Raw genomic sequence first — 24,783 nt, forward strand, 5'->3', positions numbered from 1 at the left:
TTCCACCATAAATCTGTATTCAACAACTTATGAAAACGCTTTATTATTTGTGAAGAACGTGAATACGCATGCCAATAAAAACAAGGAGGTTCAACTTTCATGGTTTTTTTGCGCAATAAGCTTTTACGAGATGTCATCGCAAGCACGATGGTGCTGTTGCTGTGCTTCTCTGTTGTGTCCCCGGTGTTTGCAGCGGATGACCCAACTGCTGAAGAAAGGGTCACTGAAGATATAACTCTTGATGAAACAGCTCATGCAGAAGCAACAGCTGCAGCAGTGCCCGATGGTCTGCTGCTTCATTACAACTTTGATGAAACAGCAGGCAGCACGGTGAAAGACCGCTCTTTGAACGGACATGACGGCTTATTGGCAGGAGGAGCGGCCTTCACGGCAGATGGCAAAATAAATGGAGCCATTGATTTATTTGGAACGGATGGTTATGTTAAGCTGCCCGATGGTTTGCTTTCGTCCACCCATGATATGACCATCGCCACTTGGGTGAAGGCGGACAGCTTGGGAACGTGGGCGCGAGTGTTTGATTTTGGCACCAGCACGACGAATTGGATGTTCCTGACTTTAAAAAATAATGCAGGAGTGGCGCATTTCGCGGCATTACCGCAAGGGAACGGGGAAAATGCTTTGGCTGGCCCGGCTTTTCCGGCCTCCAGCTCATGGCAGCATGTAGCGGTTGTCATTTCCGGCAACACGTATACGATGTTTATCAATGGCATTCAAGTGGCCACCGTAAGCAACATGCAAAATGATCCCTCCGAGCTTGGCCTTACGACGAACAATTATATTGGCAAATCCCAATTTGCGGCTGATCCTTATTTTGACGGCAAAATCGACGATTTCCGCATCTATGACCGCGCATTATCGGCAAGCGAGCTTGTCTCTCTAGTTGGAGAGGCGCTAAGCGATATCGAAATCATTGCTTATGATAAAAACTGGCTGGAGCTGGGCGATACGATGCAGCAGACGAAGGATTTGACACTTCCCGCGGCAGGTCCCGGGGGGACGGCTATTACTTGGGCTTCTTCTAATCCGGCAACGGTGAGCGCAGAGGGGAAGGTAACGCGTCCGGAAGCAGGACAAGGCGATAAGACGGTCATCCTGACAGCGACGATTGCGAAAGGGGCGGAGCAGGATACAAAATCCTTTACCATCGTAGTATGGGAGCTGGATTCGGCATCCTACACCTTGAATATTAATGGAAGAGAGGCGGCCCATGAGGTGAGCCCGACGTTATACGGCATTTTTTATGAAGATATCAACTATGCGGCGGACGGCGGATTATACGGCGAAATGGTGCAAAATCGCTCCTTTGAATTCGGCACTGCTCTGTACGCTTGGAGCAAAACCGCTTATGGCGGCGCTGCGGGCGAGCTGACGACCGCAACGGATAGAGCGCTGAACGCCAGCAATCCGCGATTCGCACGCCTGACGATTACGAATACGGGCAGTGCTGCCGGGGCAGGCGCTGGGCTAGCGAATGCAGGCTATTCCGGCCTAGCTGTAGCAAGCGGCGAAACTTATCATTTCAGCGTGTATGCACGGAGCGCAAGCCCTTTGACAAAACCGTTAGTTGCACAGCTTAGAGGACAAGATGACGCGGTTTATGGCTCCTGCGAGGTGACAGGCCTTACAGCTGATTGGCAGAAGCTTGGCTGTGCGATTCAATCGAATGCCGCCAGCACGAACGCCAAGCTCGTCGTTATCGGAACGGAGCAGGCGGTCATCGATTTGGATATGGTGTCGCTGTTCCCGGAGAAGACGTGGCAAAATCGTACAAACGGGCTGCGCTATGATCTAGCCGAAATGCTGGACAATTTAAATCCGGGCTTTCTCCGTTTTCCGGGCGGCTGCATCGTGGAAGGCGGTTCTCTTGAAAACCGCTACAGATGGAAAAATACAATCGGCGACGTAGCGGAGCGCCAAGTCCAGCGCAATCAATGGGCGGCCAATTATTATCAATCGTTCGGCCTCGGCTTCCATGAATATTTCCAGCTGTCTGAGGATATTGGCGCCGAGCCTTTGCCGATTATTTTTATCGGTCAGGTGTCCTGTCACGGCAATCCGCCGAAAGTGCCGATGAACGAGCTTGACCCTTATATTCAAGACGCGCTTGATCTCATTGAATACGCGAATGGGCCGGTTGATTCCACTTGGGGGGCTGTACGCGCTGCAAACGGTCATCCGGAGCCTTTTCAGATGAAATATCTTGGAGTGGGCAATGAATTGTGGGGCCAGGATTATTTGGACCGGTATGAAGTGTTTTATGATGCGATAAAAGCAAAATATCCCGAAATTCAGCTGGTACTGAGCGCGGGCGCTTTTCCAGAAGATTCGATGTTCCATTATGCCTATGATTGGCTTGGAAGCAATGGCAATAAAGCGGATTTGGTCGATGAGCATATGTATCAGAGTCCGCAGTGGTTTTACAATAATGTCAATCGGTATGACCATTACAGCCGCAGCGGGCCGAAGGTTTTTGTAGGCGAATATGCAGCGCACGGAACGGGCAAAAAAAACAATATGGAAAGCGCCCTTGCCGAAGCAGCATTTATGACAGGGCTTGAGCGCAATTCGGACGTAGTAGCGATGTCTTCGTTCGCGCCTTTATTTGCAAGGCAAGGCAATACGCAGTGGACGACCGATTTAATTTGGTTTGACAACAGCCAGGCGTACGGGACGCCGAACTATTACGTGCAGCAGCTGTTCAGCCGCCATGTCGGCCAGCAGCTTATGCCATCCCAGCTCCAGAAAAATAAAAGCTATAGCAGCAGCACCGTCCAAGGCTCGATAGCATTGGGCGCTTGGAACACAGGTGTAGAGTATGATGATGTAACGGTTACGGCTAAGGACGGCACGGTTTTGCTGCAAAATGATTTCAGCGATCCGTCGACGCTTTCACAGTGGAGCAGCTTCAAGGGCGCATGGTCCATTGACAGCGGCGTGCTGAAGCAAACCTCCACCAGTACAACGGATGCGCGGCTTCTATTGAAGGAAGGCCAGCAATGGAGCAATTACACGCTGCAATTGAAAGCGAAGAAGGCGGCGGGCTTCGAAGGCTTCCTGATCGGGTTTGGCGCCAAGGATACCGACAACTATTATTGGTGGAATCTTGGCGGCTGGTCGAATACGTTGACTGTAATTGAGCAGGCGGTTGGCGGCACCAAGTCGAACGTCAGCAATTCCTTGAACAGCGGAGTAGAAGCCAATCGTTGGTATGATATTAAAATCGAATTGCAGGGCTCGCTCATCCGCTGTTATTTGGATGGCGTGCTAGTGCATGAGGTGGATCGGGACCCTGGCCCGCTTTACAGCGTGACGACAAAGGATGAGAAGACGGGTGATCTAATCGTCAAAGTCGTGAATATTAGCGGAAGCGAGCAAACCTCAATCGTAAATGTGGATGCTGATTATATCGACGGCAGCGCTACCGTGCTGGAGCTGAAGGCTGCATCGGCTGCGGCGGAAAACTCTTTTGCCACACCGGAAAATGTAATGCCTGAGGTGAAGGAGGTTGCCGGATTAGGCCAATCCTTTACTTATGATTTTCCCGCCTATTCGGTCACTGTATTAAGACTGAGAACAGTGCCTGGAGCAGCCATAACAGCGATTCAGCCTGTACAGGTTAAGGCAGCTGTTGGAGCGGTGCCGCTGCTTCCAGCTTCCGTATCCGTCAGCAAGAGCGACGGCAGCGAGCAGCATGCAAACGTGCAATGGGGAAAAATAGATGAGGAGCAAATGAGCAAAACAGGCCTTTTCAAAGTAAAAGGCGAGGTGGCCGGCACCTACTTGACGGCGGAGGCAACCGTCCTTGTTGCGGAAGAGGACGAAGGCCCAACGCCGACGCCAACGTCAACCCCGACACCGGAGCCAACGCCAACGTCGACGCCTGAGCCGTCTGCAAGTACAGCGCCGCAGCCGACGCCAAGTGCGACACCATCGCCAGGCGAGACGCCGCAGCCAACTGCGAGTCCGGCACCGACGCCAAGCGCAACACCGAATCCGACATCTAGCCCGTCTGGCGGTTCGAGCTCATCGCAGCCAACTGCGACACCTGTGGTGACGGGAGGCGGCAAGCAGCTGGTGGAGTTGGATGAAAATACGGTGAAGGCCGCGCTGGAAAGCGCCATTGATGGCAAAATCAAGCTGAAAATCAAATCAAATGCGGAGGCAAATGAATGGCAAGTGAAAATCCCACTCACGCGAGTATTGGAAGCTGAAAGCACAGAGAAAGCCGAGTGGCTCGAAATCGATACGGGCTTTGCCATCGTAACGTTATCCTTGAAATGGCTTGAAAATAATAAAGGCACAGCGCCCAAAACCTTGACCCTAACCATAACGAAAGCGGATATTTCCAAGCTGCCTGCCGGGACGCAGCAGCAAGTGGCAGGTGCAGTCGTCTATGACTTCCAGCTGGAAGTGGATGGGGTGAAGGTCAGCGATTTTGATGGGCGAGAGGATATCGTTGTAGCTTTTCCATATTCATTGCAGCCTGGTGAAAATCCGCATCAAGTCATTATTTGCTATATCACGGATAGTGGGGCGCTGGAAGCTGTGAAAAATAGCAAATATGATTCGTTAAGCGGAAGCGTGGTGTTTAAGCCCAAGCATTTCAGCAAATATGCTGTCGTGTACAAGAAAGTCGGCTTCAAGGATGTAACGAAAGCATGGCAGCAGGAGCCGATTAACGCGTTAGCTGCCCGAGATATCATCAGCGGGACGGGCGGAGGACAATTTAAACCGGAAGCTGTCATAACGAGAGAGGAATTTATTGTCATGCTAATGAATGGACTGGATTTGACGGAGGCGAATGCTCTAACACCGCTGAGTGATGTCCAGCAAGGCACATGGTATTATGACGCCGTTGCCACAGCCTATAAACTCGGGATCGTTAAAGGAAAATCAGACGGCAGTTTTGGGGTGCACGACAAACTTACAAGACAAGATATGGCGGTCATGGCCTATCAGGCAACGAAATATGCGGAGCTCGAGTTAGCTGAGGAAGCAGCAGCTCCATTTTCAGACGAGAATGCTATTTCGGTATACGCCAAAAAAGGTGTTGCTGCCATGCAAGGGGCTGGAATCGTGAGCGGCATGGGCCAAAATGATTTTGCTCCACAGGCCGAGGCTACACGGGCACAGGCAGCATTAATGATCTACAAGCTTCTGGGCTTGCAAGGCGAATAACTAAAAAAGGATCTCCTTTCCCTGCTGGAATGCAGTTGGAATGGAGATCCTTTTTGCTGCTTTTATATTGCTGCTTGCAGCGATTGCTAAATGCCGCCTATTTTCCGCCCTGCGCGAAATTGCTTGTACCAAAAATAAACGGTGCAGCCGATGCAATAACCTAGCAAGGCGGCGCTGGCGGCTAGCAGCAGCATAACGGAGAACGCATACGCTGCAATGTCCCAGCCAAACGCTGCGGTTGCGAGCGCCAACGTAAGGAAGAGCACAGCCAGCACATTGTTGAAACGCTGAAGCTCAGCCGCTTGCATCTCTGTGCCTGTCTCTTTTATAAACAGCTTCGCGATCCGGACAAAAAGATTAAGCTTCCCCGCGGAAGCAAGTCCGACCACTTGAATCATCCATAATAGTCCCAATAACAAAGGCTGATTGAAGAAAAAGGAGAGAAGAACAAAAGCTACGATTCCAACTTGGTTCGCTTTTACATAGCGCATCGGCACTTCACGCATCACCGTTCACCTCTAATTCCAATTTATTTACTTGGTATTATTGTATGCCGTAGTTGAAATTTGAGCAACACAAATATTTTGTATCGTCGTCTAAAGGAAACAAGCTTTAAACCGGGCTATAAAGGTGCTATATTTTAGCTACTATTATTTCTCGCCCTTGGGACTGTGCAATGGCGGCGAAATGCAAGGAAATGATTCAAGAAATAATGCTTGAAAAAACGCATAAAAAAAAGATTGTACTTTTGCATCGCTGTGTGTTAAATTAATTTATGACCAATTGACCGAAAATGAATTTTAGTCAATTTTGATTATTAAGCCGATCAATAGACGGTTGTAACGCTTGTTGCAAGGGAGGTTATGGGGATGGCGGTTGATCGCAAAACATTGATTTTGGAAGCGGCGGCGCAGTCGTTTGCACAGTTTGGCTATAAGGCGACGACGATGGATCTTGTTTCGAAAATCGCAAATGTAGGCAAAGGGACGATTTACACCTTTTTCAAAACGAAGGAAGAGCTGTTTGAGGAAATTCTCGGCAAAGCCTTTGTAGAGCTGCAAAGCATTATGTGCGAGGGAACGAAGCAGGATGCGGCTTTTAGCGACAATTTGTTTAATGTGCTTGATTCGATTCTCGATTTCCGCTCCGACCATGAGCTGGCAGTGAAGCTTTCGCAGGAGGTTCGAGACATTGGAACGGTGCAGGCGCTTGATGGCATTCGCCGAATGGAACAGTTCGCGCTGGATTTTCTGAAGCAGCAGCTTGAACGGGCGATTGATAATGGCGAGGTGAAGCCTTGCAATCCGGCGATTGCCGCGTTTATGATTTTTCGGCTGTACATTGGATTGACGTCCGATTGGAATAAGCTGAGCGAGCCGCTTAGCAAGGATGAGATTAAACAAAATATGCTTTCCTTCATCGCATATGGCATTGTCGCCGATCCGGTGAAGTAATGGGCAAAGTCAGAGCAAGACGGCGATGCCTATTTTTTTGAAAAAAACTGACCAATATACCGAAATGGTCATTGGTTCAACATATAAGCAGCATAGATCAGCATATTGAAAAAGGACGTGTTCGCGATGGGTGTATTTCAAGTGTTTTGGAAGGAAATCAAGCTGCTCGGCAAGAAGCCGATGGTGCTGCTGACGTTAGCGGGGGTTGCTCTGCTGCCAATGCTGTATAGCAGCTTTCTAGTAGAAGGCTCGTGGGACCCTTACGGACAGACGAGCAAGCTGCCGGTAGCGGTTGTTAATCTTGACCAAGGGGCAGACTATGAAGGCAAGCAGCTGCATATTGGCGAGGATTTCGTCGATGAGCTGGGGAAAAATACTGACTTTAGCTGGTCATTCGTTACGCAGGATCAGGCAAAGACCGGCATGAGCAATAATCATTATTATATGACGATAACGATTCCTGAGCAGTTTTCGCAGGATGCGGCGACGCTGACAGAGGCTGAGCCGAAGCAGGCGGAAATTATTTTTGAACCGAATAGCGATTATAACTTTGTAGGCGCACAAATCGGCAGCACGGCAATGAAAGAGCTGAAGTCGAAGCTGTCCGTGCAAATCACGGAAGCCTACACGCGCAGCATGTTTGAGCAAATCGATAAAATTTCTGATGGGCTTGGAAAAGCAGGCTCCGGTGCAACAAAGCTGCAAGATGGGGCTGGCAAGCTGGGCGAAGGCATTACGACGCTCAAAACGAATTTGAACAAGCTGGCGAGCGGCACAGCGGACGTTCAGTCAGGTGTGAAGCAGCTCGCGAGTGGCGCGGGCGACCTTGCCAAAGGCGCAGGCACGCTGAAGTCGGGAACCGCGACTTTGTCGAGCGGGCTCAGTGAGCTGTCTGCGGCCGCTGCCAAGCTCGGCGCTGGGGCAAGCAGCGCAGGCGATGGCGCTGCGAAGCTTGAAGCTGGCTTGCAAGCGGCAAGCGCAGGAAGCGGGAAGCTGTCCGCTGGCCTGACGGCTTCGGAGAAGGCCAGCGCGCAGGTTGCGGCCGGCGCAAGCCAGGTCGCTGATGGTTTGGAGCAGCTCGTGGCAAGCAGCCCGGAGCTGCAGAGCAATGAGCAGCTGGCAAAGCTGCTGGCTGCAAGCCGCCAGGTGGCGTCCGGCAGCGAGCAGCTGCATGACGGACAGAAGCAATTGCTGACGGGCAGCACGGAGCTTGCAAAGGCGCAGAAGCAGCTGCTGGATGGTGCAGCTAAGCTTAGCAGCGGACAGCAGGAGCTGGCTCAAGGGCTGCATACCTTCAGCACCAAGATGAAGGAAGCTGCGGCCGGCGGCCAGAAAACAGCAGAAGGGGCTTCAAGTCTACAGGCTGGCGCTGCCAAGCTGCAAACAGGGCTTGGCAAGCTGAACGGCGGCGTTAGCGAATTGGCCGACGGCTCGAAGAAGCTTGACGATGGAGCAGGCCAGCTTGCCGACGGCTCCGTAAAGCTTGTTGACGGATCGGGCGAGCTTGCAAGCCAATTAAATGAAGCGGCGAGTAAATCGTCAGAAGTACAGTCAGGAGACAGCACGGTTAGCATGTTTGCTGCTCCAGTCAAAATTACGGAAAACACCGATCATAAGCTAAGCCATTATGGGCTGGGCATTACGCCTTATTTCCTATCACTGGCGCTGTTTATGGGTGCGCTCGTGTTTACGACGGTGTTCTCTTTGAGGGAGTCTGGCATTGCCAGTGCTACACCTATGCAGCGTTTTGTCAGCCGGACGATGACGTTTACGATGGTCAGTCTCGTGCAGTCGGTCATTGCCGACACGGTTCTGCTCTACGTCCTCAAGCTCGAAGTTCATAGCAAGCCATTATTTTTCCTATTCACGATTATTACTAGCTTAACCTTTACATGGATTGTCCAAATGCTCGTCACATGGCTTGACAATCCGGGCCGCTTTGCGGTCATCGTGCTGATGATCTTGCAGCTGACCTCAAGCGCAGGAACGTTTCCGCTGGAGATGCTGCCTGACTGGATGCAGAAGGTGAACCCTTGGCTGCCAATGACACACAGCATTATTGGCTTCAAAGCGATTGTAGCAAGCGGGGATTTTGGGGTTATGCGCGAACAAATGATGCTTTTAGGCATTTTTGCGATTATTGCGCTCGCCTTGACCTTCCTGTATTTTTATCGCCAGACTGGCAAAAATGAAAAATTACAAGCCATTACTGCTTAATGAAGCAGCAGAAAGAATGAAGAGGAATAATCGGAAAGAACCTCCTCTTTCATTCAACACGCAAATGCGTTAATATAATCTTAACAATTATCATTCAGGAAGCGGCCATCACGTGTTGATGGCTTCTTTTTTTTAAATATTCACCTTGATTATATTAACGTGGAATGCGAGAGAGTGAGTGAGGCTTATGCAACAACAGCTATTTGGGGAAAATAAGCAGCGGTCGCCTTTTTTGCTTGTTTATGCAGCGCTGCTGATCAAGCTGGCTTTATTTCGCTATTTTATTTTTGATACGATTACGATTAGAGATGTGGCGATGGACGGCCTAGGCTTGCTAGGCGTATTATTACTGTTCGAGCTGATTGCCCCCGGCAAGCGCAAAGGCGCTCTTTTTTTACTCGTTAATGCGGTGCTGTCGCTGCTGCTGTTTGCCTCGACGGTTTATTTTGACTATTACGGCTCGGTGCCGACGTATAATGTGTTGAAATCGATTAATCAAGTCGGTCAAGTACGGGCAAGCGTTCAGACGCTAATCCAGCCTGTCTATTTTACTTATTTTCTTGATGTGGCCATTTGGCTGGCGGTATATGCGGTGAGGCGATTTCGCACGCGGAAAGTGTATGAATACAAACGTATGGGCCGAGTATCGGTGCTGCTTGTCGTGCTGATCGTCAGTACATCGTTTCTCAGCCGCCAGGTTTATATGGATCAGTCGATTGCTAATGAGCTGGAGCGGGCTAAAAATCTCGGTTTTATCGGCTTTCAGGCATCTGCCGCTTGGCAGGCCAGCACGGAAGCCATTGAGACCGAAACTGGCAGTCTGTCAGAAACGATAGCTGAAATTAATCAGCTCCAAGCGAGCTATCCTTATGCTGAGGCTGGAGCAAATAAGGATGCGAAAGGCAAGCTAGCGGCGAAGCAGCCTGTGCAATTTGGTACGGCAGCAGGTAAAAATCTCATTGTGCTGCAAATGGAAGCTTTCCAAAACTTCCCGATTCATCTTAAGGTGGACGGCCAAGAAATTACGCCGACTCTCAATCAGCTGGCGGATGAGGGCTATTATTTTCCTCATGTGTATCAGCAAATCGGTCAGGGCAATACGTCGGATGCCGAATTTATGTCGAATACGTCGATCTATCCGGTTGGGAGCGAAGCAATGTCCAAAGGCTACGGGGACCGGGCGTTCCCAAGCCTCCCGAAGCTGTTACAGGAGCAAGGCTATGATACAGCTACCTTCCATATTAATAATGTGACGTTCTGGGATCGCGATAAGCTGTATCCAGCGCTTGGTTTTGATGCTTATTATGATAAGCCTTATTATACAGATGACCATTTTAATGATTTTGGCGCGTCGGATGAGGAGCTTTATCGGGTCGGGGTCCAAAAGCTTGCAGAAATGAAGCAGCCGTTTTATGCGCAGTTCGTTACAGCTTCCAGCCATTTTCCCTTTAAAGTGCCAGCAGATCGCGTAACGCTAACGCTGCCGGATTCACTTGCAGGCACTCAGCTAGGCGACTATTTGACGGCGATTCATTATACCGATTATGCCATCGGTACATTGATTAGCAAGCTTAAGGAGCAGGGATTGTGGGATAATACAGTGCTGGTTATGTACGGCGACCACTTCGGACTGCAGCCTGACAAAATCGATCCAGAGCAATTTAAGACGGAGCTTGGCATGACGTATGATGCGCGGCTCAGCCGTTTTAATATTCCGTTTATCGTCCATGTTCCAGGCGGCGCCAAAGGCGGCAAAGGGCAGGTAGTCGAGCAGGTCGGCGGACAGCTGGATATGATGCCGACGATTGCTAATTTGCTTGGTCTTAAGCCGGAGGAATCGGGTGCTACGCTGTTTGGCCATGATCTGCTGAACATTGATCGAAACGTGCTCGGGATGCGTTATTATTTGCCGAGCGGATCATTTTTCAACAATGATATTTTGTTCGTTCCCGGCAAAGGCTTTGAGGACGGCACTGCCGTATCGCTTGATACGATGGAGCCGGTTACGAATTTTGAGCAATACCGCAGCGATTATGATTATATTATGAAGCTGATGGGCTTGTCAGATAAATACGTGCGAATGCTGCCAAAGCGCGAGCTTGAGGCGTATTAATAAGATGATCTGGGTTAGAAAAATATAGTTTTTTGTTGTAAAAAAGCTCCGCCTATTGGCGGAGCTTTTCACGATTGCTATTCAAATTTTTCCACTCTTCAATGGCTTCGCTAACTTCTTTATCGCGTTGTTCGTCTTTCGGTCCGGGTATAGTCGGGGAGACTTCATAAACATTAAAACGAGTGTCTGCTACATCTGTGCGTCCTCTGCCAGAGCTTTTTACATAGTTGCTACTGTTCATTTGAAATCCACCACCTTTAATTCAAGTATAACCTAATCAGGTTATGCCCAGCAACATTAGGAATAAACATACGACTACTGCCCATAGAGACTGCGCCATATTCATTGACGTAATGATGAATAAGTCCACTTTTTGCTTCGTAAGCTACAAATCCGTCTCCACCTTGCTCAATATGTCGCTGAGCAGCATAAGCAAAGAGATGGTGGGCCACGTATTTATATTTTTCTCTCACCCCACGATTATGAGGAGCCTTTTCAATTAAGTGTATCCATTCATGGTCGCCACGATTTTCTAATGCTATGGCACCCTCTATTTGATCAGAGCCGACGACACAGATTTTATACACTTCCACATTACCCATCTGAAAGTACAATCGCCAGTTAAAACCTGGTGTCCAGTTTGGCCGCATTCCTTCTGTCTCGTTTTCAAAAAGCATAAAACCACCTCTAAAATTGTCAGAAATAGCCGGATTTTCAGAAGGATTTATCTGAATTGTTTAGCAATATTTCTTTAAATGAATAAGACAAAAAATACCTCCAACATTGCTGGAGGTGCTTTTTGTAGCTTATTTGAAAAAGAAAACGGCAGGACAGGCAGGCGGCTATTCCCGCGAAAAGCCTTCCTCTTCCAAATACTCGACAGCCTCTTCGTAGGTTTCGAAGGCCATCTCCAAATTCATGCCGTCGTAAATCATCCAAGTATCTTCCTCGAATCTCACTTGAAGCGTCTGCGCGTCATCGTTAGCCCATTGCTGATCGGAATTGGCCTTTTGTCTTCTGCGCTGTGCTCTGGTAAGCGGCACTTCAGGCTTGAACGATAGCGATTTGATCGCTTCGGCAATCAATGTGCGAAGCTCGGATTCATCCAGGCTGCGAATGTTGACAAGGCCCTTGTCGTCGATGTCATAGCCGTCCAGCAGGGCGGCGTAAACAAAGCCATTGCCGTTTGGATGAAGGTGGTAAACGACATTTTTGCGGTCGTATACGCTGCCTGCATATTGAAAATTAACGCGTCCGAGCGACACATCGCTGCGCTCCAGCTCGGGAAAGGACGTAATGATTTCAAGCTTTTGTTCAAAAGTTAGCATAATTTCCTCCATCGTTGAATCCATTTTACTTTAGCGTAAAGGGCGCTGGCTACAAATGCGCCTTGTTGACCTGCTCGTTGCGTACCATTTGCTCCAGCTTGTCGACGAGAGCCTGATGCTCAGGCGGCAGCTTCCGCAAGCCGAATAAACGTTTGGCTTTGTTTTGCTTCAGCGTCTTCAGCATATACAGCTTCTCCCGATAGGTGAACATGGGTACCAGCCTCCAATCCAATTGCACCATAAGTTCCTCCATTATATAGGCTTCACCGTCAGGATGAAAGCTATAACCTGAACAATCAAGCTTTTTAGCAAGGGCAAGGCTGGTGGGAGGGTCATCTTCTTTTTTTGCCTAGCCAAGCATAAGCTTGAATACGGAGTGGGACGATCCTTATGGCGGGAGGCGAAAGAAGCATGGCAAGATGGGGGCGAAAATGGGGACTGCTTCAGCTGTTGAACCGCAATCGCAAGCTATCCTGGCCTGGACTGCCGCTGCGGCGGGTGAAGACAGTGAGCTGGAGCAGTCGTGGAAGCGTTAGCGAAAATTCAGGCAGCCGCAGCGGCAAAAGCTGGGGAAATGGCAAACTAACTGGCGCAGGCATTAGCCGCCCCAAAGGCTGGGGCAGCGGCAAGCTGACTGGCGCAAGCATGGGCCGGCCCAAAAGCTGGGGCAGCGGAAGCCGTCCTAGCTCCGGCAAGAGTCGCCCCAAAAGCTGGGGAATGGGCAAGCCGCTGTTTGGCAAAGGCAGCAGCTCTAGCGGTTTTGTAGCAAAATCGCCGTCAGGGCGTGCGGCTTCCAGGCCAGCTGCTTATGATGCCTTTCAGCCTGGGCAGTCACAGTCGTCCGGCGGGGGAAGCAGGGGCTCAAAGCCGAAATCGCCCATGCGAAAGCTCAAAATATGGGCGGTCATCATTGTGCTAACGCTGCTCATTGGCGGCATTCAGTCTTTTATATACGTAGATAGGCATTTGCGCGAGCCGCTTACTAAGGTTGCCCAGCTGAGAATTAAGCAAGTAGCAACGCAGGCAATTAATAAAGCGACGACGGAGCAGGTGTCCAGTCAGTCCGAGTTCGAGAAGCTAGTCGATTGGAAAATGAACAGCAACGGCAAAGTATCGGGGTTTATGCTGAACTACAATGAGCATACGAAAATTAGGGCGCAGACGATTGAAACGGTGCAATCGACGCTTGAGCATCTTAAGGAAATTCCCGAGCATATCCCTATTGGCAATGCGCTGGGCAGTCCGCTTATCGCGTCTTATGGTCCTCGTGTTCCCGTCAAATTTGAGCCAGTCGGCGCGGTTAAAGTAGATCTCAGCACACGCCAGCAAAATGCAGGCATCAATATGATTTTAATTGAGGTGTACATTCATATTGTCGCGGAGGTTGCCATCATTATTCCGTTCGAAACAGAGCCGCAAATGGTGGAGACGGAAATTCCGATTTCCTATTTGCTCGTCGTTGGCGACGTCCCGATGTATTATTACGACAACAAAGGCAATCCAGTTGGCAGCTCTGCCCCTGGAGCCCCTAATATTGCTCTGCCGCTGTCAAAAGGAAGCGGAGTGACGCAGCCATCGGACGGCAGCATGCTGGAGGAGCAGCTTGATGCACCGGTGCTGCCTGCGCCGAGTGCAGAGAATGAGAGCGAGCATTAGAAGCAGAAGCAAGGAGCCTGCAATACGGAAGCTGAAAAAAGGAAAGCCACTGATGCAATTGTCGCCTCAGTGGCTCATTCATGATTTTTTAGTTAGTAGCTGAATTACATGTACAGCATGAAGAAATTCAAGTCATGCCCGTTTTGCTTCAAGTAGTTGTAAAGCTGCGAACGGTGATGGAACGTATGGGTAGTGACCTCAATCAGCCATTTGACCTGAACCATGCCATGCTCCAAATAATAAGCTTTAGAAGATTTAGTCAGCAGCTCATCCTCGCTTAAGGAAAGGATATACTGCTTGAACAATTCAAGGTTAGCTTGAAAACGCTGAATCAGCTCGTCCGGGCTGGTGATGCCAGCGGCTCCATTTTCAACCTCTGCAACTTCCTGCTCTGTCCTTTCCTGCAAAATAGCAAGATCGGTAGCGGGAATAGCTGCCAAATGATGAACAAGCTCCTTCAGCGAACGCATATTGTCCTGCGGACGAAAGTCCCACTCGGTTGGCTGGATTTGGGCAATTAAGGAGCAGCTTGTCCGAACGGACAGCTCCAGCTCCTCCAGCAAATGATCTCTAACTGCAAATGTTCCTGACATCATGTATCGTCTCCTTGTTTGGTCGATTATTTTTTTATTGCTGCTCATAGCGGGCAGCGAGCTGGCATACTCGTTGATAGATAGCTGCCCGCAGCTCCGGCGGTTCTGTCACTTCGACATCCATGCCGATATAGGTGAAAAACTGAACGGCCCAATCCCATTCGGACATGGGCAAATCCATCTCAAGCTTCCAAAGCTGGCTGTCGACCTGCTTGACCAGCTGTCCAAAGTGGGGGTCCTGCTCAGCGAGCAAAGCTCCCCTGTACGTTAATTGGGCAGCGATGTGTACGAGCTTCACGGCGTTATTTTCAGCAGGTGCAGCCTTATCCAAGTACGCGAAAGCCGCTAGTGGCGGCTCAATGGGCTCCAATTCCACAAAACGGTCGACGCGGAACGTTCGCTGTTCCTCATGCACGACGGAATAAGCTTCACAATACCAGAAGCCATGGGCTGTGTAGAGCCGAAGGGGCAGCAGCTCAAGCGACCTTTGATGCTGCTCGGAGCGGTAGAAGGCGCGAATCCAGATCGACGTTCCTGCATATTTCAGCAGTTCCTCCAGCAGCGGCGTTTTGTAATTCCGATCGGGAATGGCAATCTCCAAACGATCCAGGATCGGCTCTATATGCTGCAAAATATGCTCCGGCATCGTGGCTCGAATTTTATCAATAGCTGTAAAACGTGCTTGGTTAAAAGGGGTGTCGGCCATTTTGGTCATGGCATTCAGCGAAAACAACACAGCGAGCGCTTCCTGTGAATCGAAATGCAGCGGCGGCAGCTTATAGCCCTCCATTAATCGGAAGCCTCCCGCAGGTCCCGATAGGGCATATAGCGGTATTCCCATCTCGGCCAGCGCCTGCATATCGCGAAGAATCGTTCGCTTGGATACTTCAAGCTTGCTGGCCAAAGCCTGCGCTGTCTCGGGCCGCTGCTGCAAAGCCATCATAATGGCAATGAGGCGATCATTCCTTTTCAAACGTGGCCTCCCTCCCTTTTTAACCCAGTATAGCATGCCATTAGTGACAACATGTTTGTCATCATTAAATCAGGCTGCTCACGAAAAATGAAGGCTGCTATCCATGAAAAAAAACCGCTAGTCGCCAGCCAGAGGCCAGCAATTAGCGGTACATAGTGGAGCTGGACTGCTATTTACCCATTTTTCATGCGTCGATGTTCCTCGCGCTCCCATGCTTTAAGCAGCGGATACGGGTCGAAGGACCATTCGATCAGGCCGCGGTCACGGTAAATGCCGTAATGAAGATGGGGCGGGAATTTGCCCTGGGTTCCCGGCTTGCCATAGCCGGAGCTTCCAACCCAGCCGATCACTTGCCCCGGCTTGACGACGGTTCCGGCGGCGAGCGATTTATCGAACCCGGATAGGTGCGCGTAATAATGGTAATAATTGTTGAGATCACGGATGCCAATGCGCCAGCCGCCGAATGGGTTCCAGCCCTTCACCTCGACAATGCCGTAGCAGGTGCTTTTGACCGAGAGGCCGTAGCCAGCGAACAGATCGGTGCCTTCGTGGCTGCGTCTGCCGCCCCAGCTGCGGGCGTTGCCCCAAGTGCTTTTATAAGAATAGTTATTCCCGACTGGGAGCGGAAAAGCATGCTCAAATAGATCTAGTCGCCCAAACGTTTCATAAATGCGTGTAAACTGCTGGATGCGCTGGACAGATCGGCTGTTATGATAATATTCCCATAGTCCGATAGCCAAATCGTCCTCAGTCGTTCCATGCTGCAAAATTTTGCTAGCGATCGCATACAGCAAATCAAAATCATTGTTGCGTTCCGCTTGCCCGTCGCCATCGCCGTCCCGGCCAATGCCGTTGAACCAGCGAATAGAAAGCGGCGATACGTCGGCTTTATTCGGATTCAGCAGGCCGCTCCATTGATCCTCTTCAATAAAGACGCCAACGGTTTGGCCTAGAAGCGGCCGCGTTTTGGGGCGTGCGCTGGACAGCGTGCGCTCATATTGATCAATAGCGGCAAGCTGGGGCCAGGATATGCCCGTCATCAAGCTTAATTTGTCGTACAACGATTGCCGGGTAGCGAACACTTCGGCAGCTTTGGGCGTGGTCTGCGCGGAATGCACTGGCAAAAGGCTTTCATCCTGATGCTCTGCAGGTCGGGACGCCGCAAGGACTTGCCCGGAGTGCCCGGTTAATAGGCAGGCGGATAGTGTGAGTGCTGCTGCAAATCGCACGGTCTGTTTCAAGCTGTCCATCCTTTCTGTAGCTGTATGGCTTGATGGTTAGGTTTTGCAAATCATTGGTTTTTATGCGAAGCATGCACACTCGTCATCCATCGTAAATCTGTATGGCTTTTATCTGAAATTCGAATGAATCTAATGTGCGATAACGTGCTACATAGGGAAGAAACATGCTATAATAGCGAAAGTGATACGGCCAGGGCTTATCTTGAGACGGGACCATTAGAGCGTTTGAAGATACGACCTTGTTAAATGGAGTGAAAGCAGGGATGCCGGATGAAACCAACCAAACAAACAGAAAAACTGCCGAAGCCCGATTGGCTTCGCATTAAATTAACGACTGACGGCAATTACGCCGAAATAAAAGACATGATGCGCACCAAGACGCTGCATACGGTATGCGAGGAAGCGCGTTGTCCAAATATTTATGAATGCTGGGCGAATCGTACAGCAACCTTTATGATATTAGGTGACATTTGTACGAGGGCTTGCCGCTTCTGCGCGGTGAAGACAGGTATGCCGACGGAGCTTGATACACAGGAGCCGGAACGCGTTGCTGAAGCAGCTGAGCAGATGGGGCTGCGCCACTGCGTCGTAACATCCGTAGCGCGTGATGATTTGAAGGACGGCGGCGCATCCATTTTTGCCGGAACGATTCAAGCCATCCGCGAGCGCGTTATGTTTTGCCGCGTCGAGGTGCTCATTCCGGACTTCCTTGGCAATGAAGCTGCGCTTCAAGTGGTCATGGATGCAAAGCCGGATATTTTGAACCATAATATTGAAACGGTAGAGCGCCTTTCTGACCGCGTGCGTGCCCGGGCCAAATATGCCCGTTCACTGGAGCTTCTCAAACGCGCGAAGGCGATGAATCCGAAAATTCCGACGAAGTCGAGCATTATGCTAGGCCTTGGCGAAACATTTGAAGAGATTTTGAAAACGATGGATGATTTGCGTGCTGTGGATTGCAATATTTTGACTTTAGGCCAATATTTGCAGCCAACGCCAAACCATCTGCCGCTAGTTCGCTACGTGCATCCAGATGAATTCGCCGCTTTGAAGGAAGAAGGATTGAAGCGCGGATTCCGGCATGTCGAGTCTGGCCCGCTCGTTCGCAGCTCTTATCATGCGCATGAGCAGACGGATTCCGCTGTCGCCGCTGAGGAGCGCGAGCTGAGCAACGTATAAAGCTTGAACTGAAGCTTCGAGAGGTGGGAAGTCGTCTTGATTCAAATCGGTGGTAAAATTTATGAGCTTGTTCATGAGAACAGAAATGGCTGGAATCAAGAGGCCTTTCGTGCCCGCTACAGCGAGGTGCTGGAGCGGTATGATTATATCGTGGGCGACTGGGGCTATAGCCAGCTGCGCTTGAAAGGTTTTTTTAAAGACAACCATATGAAGTCAACTCGTGATACGATGTTCTCTTATGCATCGGATTACATTAATGAATATTGCAACTTCGGCTGCCCTTACTTTGTGCTGGAGAAGACCGGAAGCGTGAAGCAGTCTCCCGAGCTTGAGGAAGTGGACGAGGAGGATGCGCTGACGGCTGATCTCAACGACAAGCTGTTCACGGCGCTGGAGGAGGCTTTTCAGACGGTGGGGCAGGAGGAAGACGGCCATGTTGTGCAGTCTGCTGCTGCGGCAGCCAAGTCTCCTGGTGAAGCACGCCCTCTGAATCAGGGCCAGAAGCCAAGCCAGCAAGGCCAGAGTCATCATTCACGCGGCAGCTCTGCCAATCGCAGCGAGGATTCTTCGCAGCGCAGCGGAGGCAAGCAGCGTGAGCGCCGCAGCTACCGGCCGAATGGTGGCAGTGGCGGGGGCGGAGAACGTGCTGATCGCAGCGGCGGCAAGAAGCCGCCGAGAGGTCTTGCGGCAAGCAAGGAAATTGCCGCTTCCGCTGAAAGCAATGAAGGGTCGCCGGCTCAGCCGCAGCGCCAGAAATCGCCATATCGCGGCAAAAACCGCCCGCCGAAAACGAATCATTCCGAGCCAACCGCAGAATAAGCAGGCTCGGGTACAGGCTTAAGTTTAATAAAGCAGGAATGCTGGAGCTCATCCAGGTTCCTGCTTTTTTTTGCAAATATAAGAATTTATAAGTTGTAGCTTATAAATAGGACTTATATTTCTCGGACTGAAACGCGCTGCGCCACCAAAGGACGGCGACATCCGTTTCACCTTGGTTCAACAGCAATTGGTAAAATCGGACAAAATGCTACATGGACGGTCACAGTCGTTGCCGATATCATTGATAATGAAAATCAATTAAAAATTCCAGGAGGTGCTTCAAACGGGAATGGCTTACGCGAATAAGGCAGCAATAGGCGAACTGGCAAGCTCACAGGCTTTTCAGAGGGCGAGAAGGCGGGTGTTCACCCAACTGATTGAAGCGCTCGTATTTGAAAGGCTACCCGCTTTCACATGCACAGAGCAGCGGGACGGCCAGCTGGAAATACTTATTTTCGGTCGCGATGATCAAGAGCGGCCGGTCCATTATAGCTGCCAAGGCAGAAAAATGCTAAGTTTTGGAAAAATAAAGCTGACGAACAGCATCATAACTCGCCTTCAGGATGGAAGGCAGGAAGAGGCGCAAGATATTGCCCTCTTTCTGGAGGAAATGGCTCGCTCACTTGCTGAGGCACCTAGCCAGATCAGCGCCTTTGCCGCTGAACTTGAGCAGACACTGCTGAAGGAAGCGGCTGCTTTGCAGTGGATAAGCGAGGAGGAGAGCAATAAACGGGGCGGCAGCCGCAGCTACGACGAGCTAGAGGGAGATGTGCTGGAAGGGCACCCGTACCATCCATGCTTCAAGTCGAGAATCGGCTTTACGATGGCTGATAATGAGGCATACAGTCCGGAATTTCATCCGCAATTTCGGCTGCTCTGGCTCGCTGTCTGGCGTGAGGATGTGGAAGTGACGGCATCCGAAGGGATAGATGGACGAGAGCTTATCCGTGCGGACGCTGGCGTGGAATTGCTCACGGAGTGGGAGCAGCGTCTGGAGCAGAAAGGCAGCAAACCGAAGGATTATGTATATATGCCTGTACATCCATGGCAGTGGCGGGAGGTGCTCTCTGGACTATTTTTCCAAGAGATCGCTTTAGGGAAAATCGTCGTATTAGGCGAAAGCCGCCACCTCTACTCGCCCCAACAATCCATTCGTACTTTAGCTAACCGCACAGAGCTTAAAGGGCTGTCGATTAAATTGCCGCTAAGCATCCGCAATACTTCATCAATGCGGACGATTAGTCCGCGGCATGCAAGGAACGGTCCGAGATCCTCGAACCGTCTTGCGGCTATGGTGGCGGGGGATCGTTATTTGAGCGAAACGCTGCGGCTCATTTTATTGCAGGAGCGGCTCGGCATTTCTTACCGTTATGAACGGCTCCCAGAATCAGTGCGCGGGCGGGCAGAAGGAACCCTTTGCGCCTTATGGCGGGACAGCGTCCATCTCTATGTAGATCAAGGTGAGCAGGCGGTACCATTCACGGCGCTATGCCATGTTAGGCGAGACGGGCAGCCCTTTATCGCGCCATGGGTGCAAGCGTCAGGAGTAGAGGTATGGCTCCGTCAATTGCTCGACGTTGTTTTGCGTCCGCTGCTCCATCTGTTGTTTGCACATGGAGCCGCAGTTGAAGCGCACGCGCAAAATCTTGTGCTGCTGCATCGCAGCGGCGTACCGTCGCGGCTAGCCGTAAAGGACTTTTCCGGCGGCGTATTGTTTTATAACGGAGAAAATGCGGACTCCGCGGCCTTGCCGGAAACGGATGTGAAGCATGAGGTTCGGGACGTTGTGCATAACGCTTTGTATTTTGTGAATTTGGCGGAGCTTGCGTTGTTTTTGAACAAGCATTATTCATTCGCGGAGCAGCATTTTTGGCAGGCGGTTGCGGATGCGATCGGCGAGTATGAACGGGATTTTCCGCAGCTTGCAGAGCAGTTTGGGGCCTATAATCTGTTTGAAAATCGCGTCTTCGTCGGGCTGCTTGCCGCCCGCAGGCTGCGAGGAGATGGCGGAGAGCGGGACCACTGGATTGCGAATGCATTAGCTGGCTACCGTGACAGTGACAGTAACCGTAAAGCTAACCGCGAAGCTGGGCGTGATCAATCGGACTTCATAGAGGAGGAGAACAAGAAATGAAGGCACTTGAGCTGACGCAGCCCGAGGCGGGAATAGAGGAGATTGTCCATTCGGAGGCTTATCCGCCAGCGCGGCGGCGCGTATTTCGCCAACTGCTGGAGGCGCTGCTGTATGAGCAGATGATTGCTTACGACAGTCGCATCGCTGCTGATGGAGCGGAAGAAATAACGATCACGGGAACGGATGCCGAAGGGCGTCCCGTCTATTATCGCTGTGCATTCCGGCGCAAGCTGAGCTTTGGCAAGCTTCGCTTAACCAACCAGCTGCTGTATAGACAGGCAGCGGAGCATCAGGATGGACTCGGGCAGGAGGCCGAGGATATTGCATTATTTTTGCAGGAAATCGTTTCTGCGATGGTGGAGCCGCCGCGATACCTAGAGCGCTTCACGCAGGAGATCGAACAGACTCTGGTCAAGGAAGCTGCGGCCCGCAGTCACCGCCTGCTGCATCCGGTTAGCGGGAGCCGGGAGCTGGCGGATTTGGAAGGCGACGTCATCGAGGCGCATCCGTATCATCCGTGCTTCAAATCGCGAATCGGCTTTCAATTGGAGGATAATGCGCGGTATGGACCGGAATTTCATGGACGCTTCCAGCTAGTATGGCTGGCGGTCCATAAGGAGGATCTGATTTTCGCCGTATCCAAGGATCGTTCATGGTCAGAGCATATTGCTGGCGAGCTTGGCGAGGAGACCGTTGCCCGGTTCGTACAAAAGCTGGAGCAGCGAGGGCTTGCGGCGGCGGAATTTACGTTCGTCCCGGTTCACCCCTGGCAGTGGCGGGAGAAAATCGCTCCACTATATTTCCGCTTCATGGCCAGCGGACGTATGGTTGTGCTCGGCGAAGAAGGGGATCATTATTCTCCGCAGCAGTCGATCCGCTCGTTGTCCAATCGCAATAACCGGCTCAAAAATAATGTCAAAACCGCGATCAGCATCGTCAACACATCCGCTGTACGCCTTCTCGGAACGCATCATGTAACGAATGCCCCGATTTTATCGGATTGGCTTGAAAGCATTGTGGCTAGTGACCGCTATTTGCGCGATGAGCTTAAGCTTGTGCTGCTTAAGGAGCATGCGGGCGTCTCCTTCCGCTACAATTTATTGCCAGGCCCTGTGCGGGCTGCCGGCTATGGCACGCTCGGCGCAATATGGCGCGAGAGTGTGTATGTCCACTTGGAGGAGGGAGAGGAAGCAGCTCCGTTCACCGTTTTATGCCATATTGGCGCAGATGGCAAGCCGTTTATCGACAGCTGGGTGCAGCGCGAAGGACTTCGAAGCTGGCTGGACAAGCTGCTTACAACCAGCATGCTGCCGCTCATTCATCTGCTGTTCGAGCACGGCATTGCAATGGAATCGCATGGTCAAAATTTGGTGCTCATTCACAAGCAAGGCGTGCCTTCAAGAATTGCGCTTCGGGATTTGCCCGGCGGAGTGCGGTTCCATACCCGCGATGGGGAGAAGGAATCGAGACCCGAGCATTTACTGGACTCCGATCCGCTGCATCCTAACAGCTACAGCACATCGCCAATGGAAACGAATAATGTTCAAAAGATTCGGAATTTTCTGATGGATTCTTTTTTGCAAATTATGCTGGCTGACCTTTGTCTCGTTCTGGAGGAGCATTACGGGCTAGAGGAGACAGAGTTTTGGCAAGCCGCTGCGGCGCCGATCCATAGCTATTTGAGCGCATTCGGTCTGCATAAGGCAGAGCGCTATGATCTATTTGCTGAAACGATAGAAGTCGGGCAGTTAACGAGGCGCAGGCTGTTCGGCGAGCATGTGATCCGCAATCATTCAGTCGTCAATCCGCTATATCAAATGAGAGAAACAGGAGTGTGAACAAGATGAATGTGAATACGGTGCGCAGGCAAGAGGCAGGAGTGACTTCAGTAGTAGATTGTGTGGGCGGAACGCCGCTCGTCCGGCTGAAAAGAATTTTTCCAGACTCAAGCGTCCGGCTGTTCGCCAAGCTGGAGATGATGAATCCGGGCGGCAGCATGAAGGATCGATCCGCACTGTATATGATTGAGCAGGGCTTCGAGAGCGGCTTAATCGGGCCGAATACGCATTTAATCGAAAGCACTTCCGGCAATCTCGGCATCGGGCTGGCGATGGTTGCGAAGATTAAGGGGCTGAAGCTTACCTGTGTCGTCGATCCCAAAATATCAAAAACGAATTTGCAAATTATTAAAAGCTTGGGTGCCAACATTGATATGGTTACCGTCAAGGATGAGCAGGGCGGCTATCTCAAAACGCGGATTCAGCGGGTCAATGAGCTGCTGGGCCAAATTCAGGATTCCTACTGGATCAATCAATATGCCAATGAGTGGAACTGGAAAGCCTACTATTCTACTGCGGCGAGCGAAATTTTAGAGCAAATCGATGAAAAAATTGACTATTTGGTTTGTGCGGTCAGCACGACCGGCAGTATTTTGGGCTTTGCCCGGCGGCTGCGCGAGACGAATCCTCATATGAAAGTAATCGCAGTGGATGCGGCAGGCTCCGTTATTTTCGGCGGCCAGCCGGGCTCGAGAGAAATTCCTGGCATTGGCGCAAGCCGCGTGCCGGAGCTGCTCAGCAGGGAGGAAATCGATGAGGTCATCTATGTGCGCGATTTGGAATCGGTAGCCGGATGCCAGCAGCTGCTTGGACAAGAGGGGATTTTTGCCGGGGGCTCTACGGGGTCGATCATAGCCGCGTTAGGCAAGCTGCTGCCGTCTATTTCTCCGTCCTCGACGATTGTTACCGTATTCCCCGATCGCGGGGACCGTTACATGGATACGATTTATAACGACGATTGGGTCAGTATGCTTGAACAAACAGGAGGAGCACTAGTATGAATAAAATGCTGTATTTGAACCGCGAGGATATTCGCCGGGCGGGAGGCGATTCGTCAGAGCTGTATGTGCAGGCGGTCAGCCGGGCACTTGCGCTGCATGCGGAGGGGGATTTTGTACAGCCGCTAAAACCCTATTTGCGCGTCAATGAACAGAGCGGGCATATTGCCGACCGGATTATCGCTATGCCAGCACATTTGGGCGGAAACGAGCCGGTATCCGGCATTAAATGGATCGGAAGCAAGCATGACAATCCATCACGGCTTGGCGCTGAGCGGGCCAGCGGCGTCATTGTGCTGAACGATCCACAGAGCAATTATCCGGTAGCAATACTGGAGGCGAGCTTGATTAGCGGCATGCGTACCGCAGCCGTTACCGTTATTGGCGCCCGTTATTTGGCGAAAAAGCATTTTGCCGCTTTAAGCTGCATCGGCTGCGGCGCGATTGCCGGCATGCAGATGCAGGCGATGCTTGAGCAGTTTCCTGCTATAAAGACGCTGCAGCTTTATGATTTGAATGCAGCGGCGGCTGAGCGCTTCGCTGAACGCCTTCGCAAGCGCTTCAACCATGTGCACATTACGGTTGCGGAGAGCGCGGAAGCGGCTGTGCGCAGCGGCGAAGTTATTGTCACCTGCACCGTGGCCGACCAGCCGTACATTCCATTCGAATGGCTGCAAAAAGGCGCTTTCATCAGCAATATTTCGATAATGGATTTGCAAAAGGATGTTTTTCTCCGTGCGGACAAAATCGTCGTTGACGATTGGCAGCAGGCAAACCGGGAGAAAAAAATTATTCACCAGCTCGTCACGGAGGGCAATTACTCGCGCGAGCAGCTGTATGGCGAGCTGGGCGAGCTGGTCACTGGCCGGAAGCCGGGGCGCGAGAATGATGAGGAAATTATCGTGCTGAATCCAATGGGCATGGCCATTGAGGACATTGCCAGCGCCGCAGAAATTTATCGGAAGGCGAGAGAGGCGGGCATTGGCAGCGAGCTGGAATTGTTTGGCGCTGAGCAGGCCGCGCCATCTGCAGGGTGATGCC

The 24,783-nt window shown here is 51.2% G+C and carries 19 protein-coding genes; 11 read left to right on the forward strand and 8 right to left on the reverse strand.

Features of this window, described 5'->3' with window-relative positions; genetic code table 11:
* Window positions 1-99: 99 nt before the first annotated feature.
* The gene (locus AC6B99_RS22965) at window positions 100-5,199 is read left to right on the forward strand and encodes an alpha-L-arabinofuranosidase family protein (RefSeq protein WP_496664320.1); all 5,100 of its coding nucleotides are present in this window, start codon (window positions 100-102) and stop codon (window positions 5,197-5,199) included.
* An 86-nt stretch (window positions 5,200-5,285) separates the two neighbouring features.
* Here the strand turns inward: AC6B99_RS22965 and AC6B99_RS22970 are convergent, their stop codons facing one another.
* Window positions 5,286-5,705 (reverse strand): DUF4395 family protein, encoded by a 420-nt coding sequence (locus tag AC6B99_RS22970; protein ID WP_494863528.1) that lies wholly within the window; start codon window positions 5,703-5,705, stop codon window positions 5,286-5,288.
* 363 nt (window positions 5,706-6,068) lie between these two features.
* Here AC6B99_RS22970 and AC6B99_RS22975 point away from each other — a divergent pair, with 363 nt between their 5' ends.
* From AC6B99_RS22975 to AC6B99_RS22985, 3 genes are all read left to right on the forward strand, one after another.
* Entirely contained in the window at window positions 6,069-6,653 is a 585-nt protein-coding gene (locus AC6B99_RS22975) for a TetR family transcriptional regulator (RefSeq protein ID WP_494863228.1), read from the forward strand.
* A gap of 126 nt (window positions 6,654-6,779) precedes the next feature.
* Window positions 6,780-8,870, forward strand: a complete 2,091-nt coding sequence (locus AC6B99_RS22980) for a YhgE/Pip family protein (protein ID WP_496664321.1) — start codon at window positions 6,780-6,782, stop codon at window positions 8,868-8,870.
* Window positions 8,871-9,057: 187 nt separating this feature from the next.
* Window positions 9,058-10,983: an LTA synthase family protein gene (locus AC6B99_RS22985; RefSeq protein WP_496664322.1), complete on the forward strand. Its 1,926-nt coding sequence runs from the start codon at window positions 9,058-9,060 to the stop codon at window positions 10,981-10,983.
* Between the two features lie 52 nt (window positions 10,984-11,035).
* Here the strand turns inward: AC6B99_RS22985 and AC6B99_RS22990 are convergent, their stop codons facing one another.
* The 4 genes from AC6B99_RS22990 to AC6B99_RS23005 all read right to left on the reverse strand — a co-directional run bounded on the left by AC6B99_RS22990 (window position 11,036) and on the right by AC6B99_RS23005 (window position 12,552).
* Entirely contained in the window at window positions 11,036-11,224 is a 189-nt protein-coding gene (locus tag AC6B99_RS22990) for a hypothetical protein (protein ID WP_056041200.1), read from the reverse strand.
* A 16-nt stretch (window positions 11,225-11,240) separates the two neighbouring features.
* Window positions 11,241-11,660, reverse strand: coding sequence for a hypothetical protein (locus tag AC6B99_RS22995; protein ID WP_496664323.1), 420 nt, complete (start codon window positions 11,658-11,660; stop codon window positions 11,241-11,243).
* 165 nt (window positions 11,661-11,825) lie between these two features.
* Window positions 11,826-12,311 (reverse strand): hypothetical protein, encoded by a 486-nt coding sequence (locus tag AC6B99_RS23000; RefSeq protein ID WP_056041204.1) that lies wholly within the window; start codon window positions 12,309-12,311, stop codon window positions 11,826-11,828.
* A 49-nt stretch (window positions 12,312-12,360) separates the two neighbouring features.
* The gene (locus AC6B99_RS23005) at window positions 12,361-12,552 is read right to left on the reverse strand and encodes a hypothetical protein (protein WP_150131560.1); all 192 of its coding nucleotides are present in this window, start codon (window positions 12,550-12,552) and stop codon (window positions 12,361-12,363) included.
* 170 nt (window positions 12,553-12,722) lie between these two features.
* Between AC6B99_RS23005 and yunB the strand changes: the two genes are divergently transcribed.
* A complete protein-coding gene (yunB, locus tag AC6B99_RS23010) occupies window positions 12,723-13,967 on the forward strand; it encodes a sporulation protein YunB (protein WP_496664324.1) in 1,245 nt (414 codons plus the stop codon).
* Between the two features lie 104 nt (window positions 13,968-14,071).
* On the opposite strand, the gene AC6B99_RS23015 is transcribed toward yunB, so the two are convergent.
* The 3 genes from AC6B99_RS23015 to AC6B99_RS23025 form a co-directional block, all read right to left on the reverse strand.
* On the reverse strand, window positions 14,072-14,560 hold the full coding sequence (locus tag AC6B99_RS23015; protein ID WP_494863526.1) for a DinB family protein: 489 nt from the start codon (window positions 14,558-14,560) through the stop codon (window positions 14,072-14,074).
* A gap of 34 nt (window positions 14,561-14,594) precedes the next feature.
* Complete coding sequence (locus tag AC6B99_RS23020; protein ID WP_496664325.1) at window positions 14,595-15,533, reverse strand: helix-turn-helix transcriptional regulator; 939 nt, start codon at window positions 15,531-15,533, stop codon at window positions 14,595-14,597.
* Between the two features lie 173 nt (window positions 15,534-15,706).
* Complete coding sequence (locus AC6B99_RS23025; protein WP_496664326.1) at window positions 15,707-16,783, reverse strand: M23 family metallopeptidase; 1,077 nt, start codon at window positions 16,781-16,783, stop codon at window positions 15,707-15,709.
* A gap of 261 nt (window positions 16,784-17,044) precedes the next feature.
* Between AC6B99_RS23025 and lipA the strand changes: the two genes are divergently transcribed.
* The 6 genes from lipA to sbnB all read left to right on the forward strand — a co-directional run bounded on the left by lipA (window position 17,045) and on the right by sbnB (window position 24,779).
* Window positions 17,045-17,953 (forward strand): lipoyl synthase, encoded by a 909-nt coding sequence (gene lipA / locus AC6B99_RS23030; protein WP_056041212.1) that lies wholly within the window; start codon window positions 17,045-17,047, stop codon window positions 17,951-17,953.
* A 36-nt stretch (window positions 17,954-17,989) separates the two neighbouring features.
* On the forward strand, window positions 17,990-18,772 hold the full coding sequence (locus tag AC6B99_RS23035) for a YutD-like domain-containing protein (protein ID WP_494879501.1): 783 nt from the start codon (window positions 17,990-17,992) through the stop codon (window positions 18,770-18,772).
* Between the two features lie 289 nt (window positions 18,773-19,061).
* Window positions 19,062-20,906 (forward strand): IucA/IucC family protein, encoded by a 1,845-nt coding sequence (locus AC6B99_RS23040; RefSeq protein ID WP_496664327.1) that lies wholly within the window; start codon window positions 19,062-19,064, stop codon window positions 20,904-20,906.
* Window positions 20,903-22,744: an IucA/IucC family protein gene (locus tag AC6B99_RS23045; RefSeq protein ID WP_494863206.1), complete on the forward strand. Its 1,842-nt coding sequence runs from the start codon at window positions 20,903-20,905 to the stop codon at window positions 22,742-22,744. The genes AC6B99_RS23040 and AC6B99_RS23045 overlap by 4 nt, the downstream gene beginning before the upstream one ends.
* Window positions 22,745-22,749: 5 nt before the next feature.
* Complete coding sequence (sbnA, locus tag AC6B99_RS23050; RefSeq protein WP_056041216.1) at window positions 22,750-23,745, forward strand: 2,3-diaminopropionate biosynthesis protein SbnA; 996 nt, start codon at window positions 22,750-22,752, stop codon at window positions 23,743-23,745.
* On the forward strand, window positions 23,742-24,779 hold the full coding sequence (gene sbnB / locus AC6B99_RS23055) for a 2,3-diaminopropionate biosynthesis protein SbnB (RefSeq protein WP_496664328.1): 1,038 nt from the start codon (window positions 23,742-23,744) through the stop codon (window positions 24,777-24,779). The genes sbnA and sbnB overlap by 4 nt, the downstream gene beginning before the upstream one ends.
* Window positions 24,780-24,783 lie beyond the last annotated feature (4 nt).

This window comes from Paenibacillus liaoningensis (assembly GCF_059609455.1).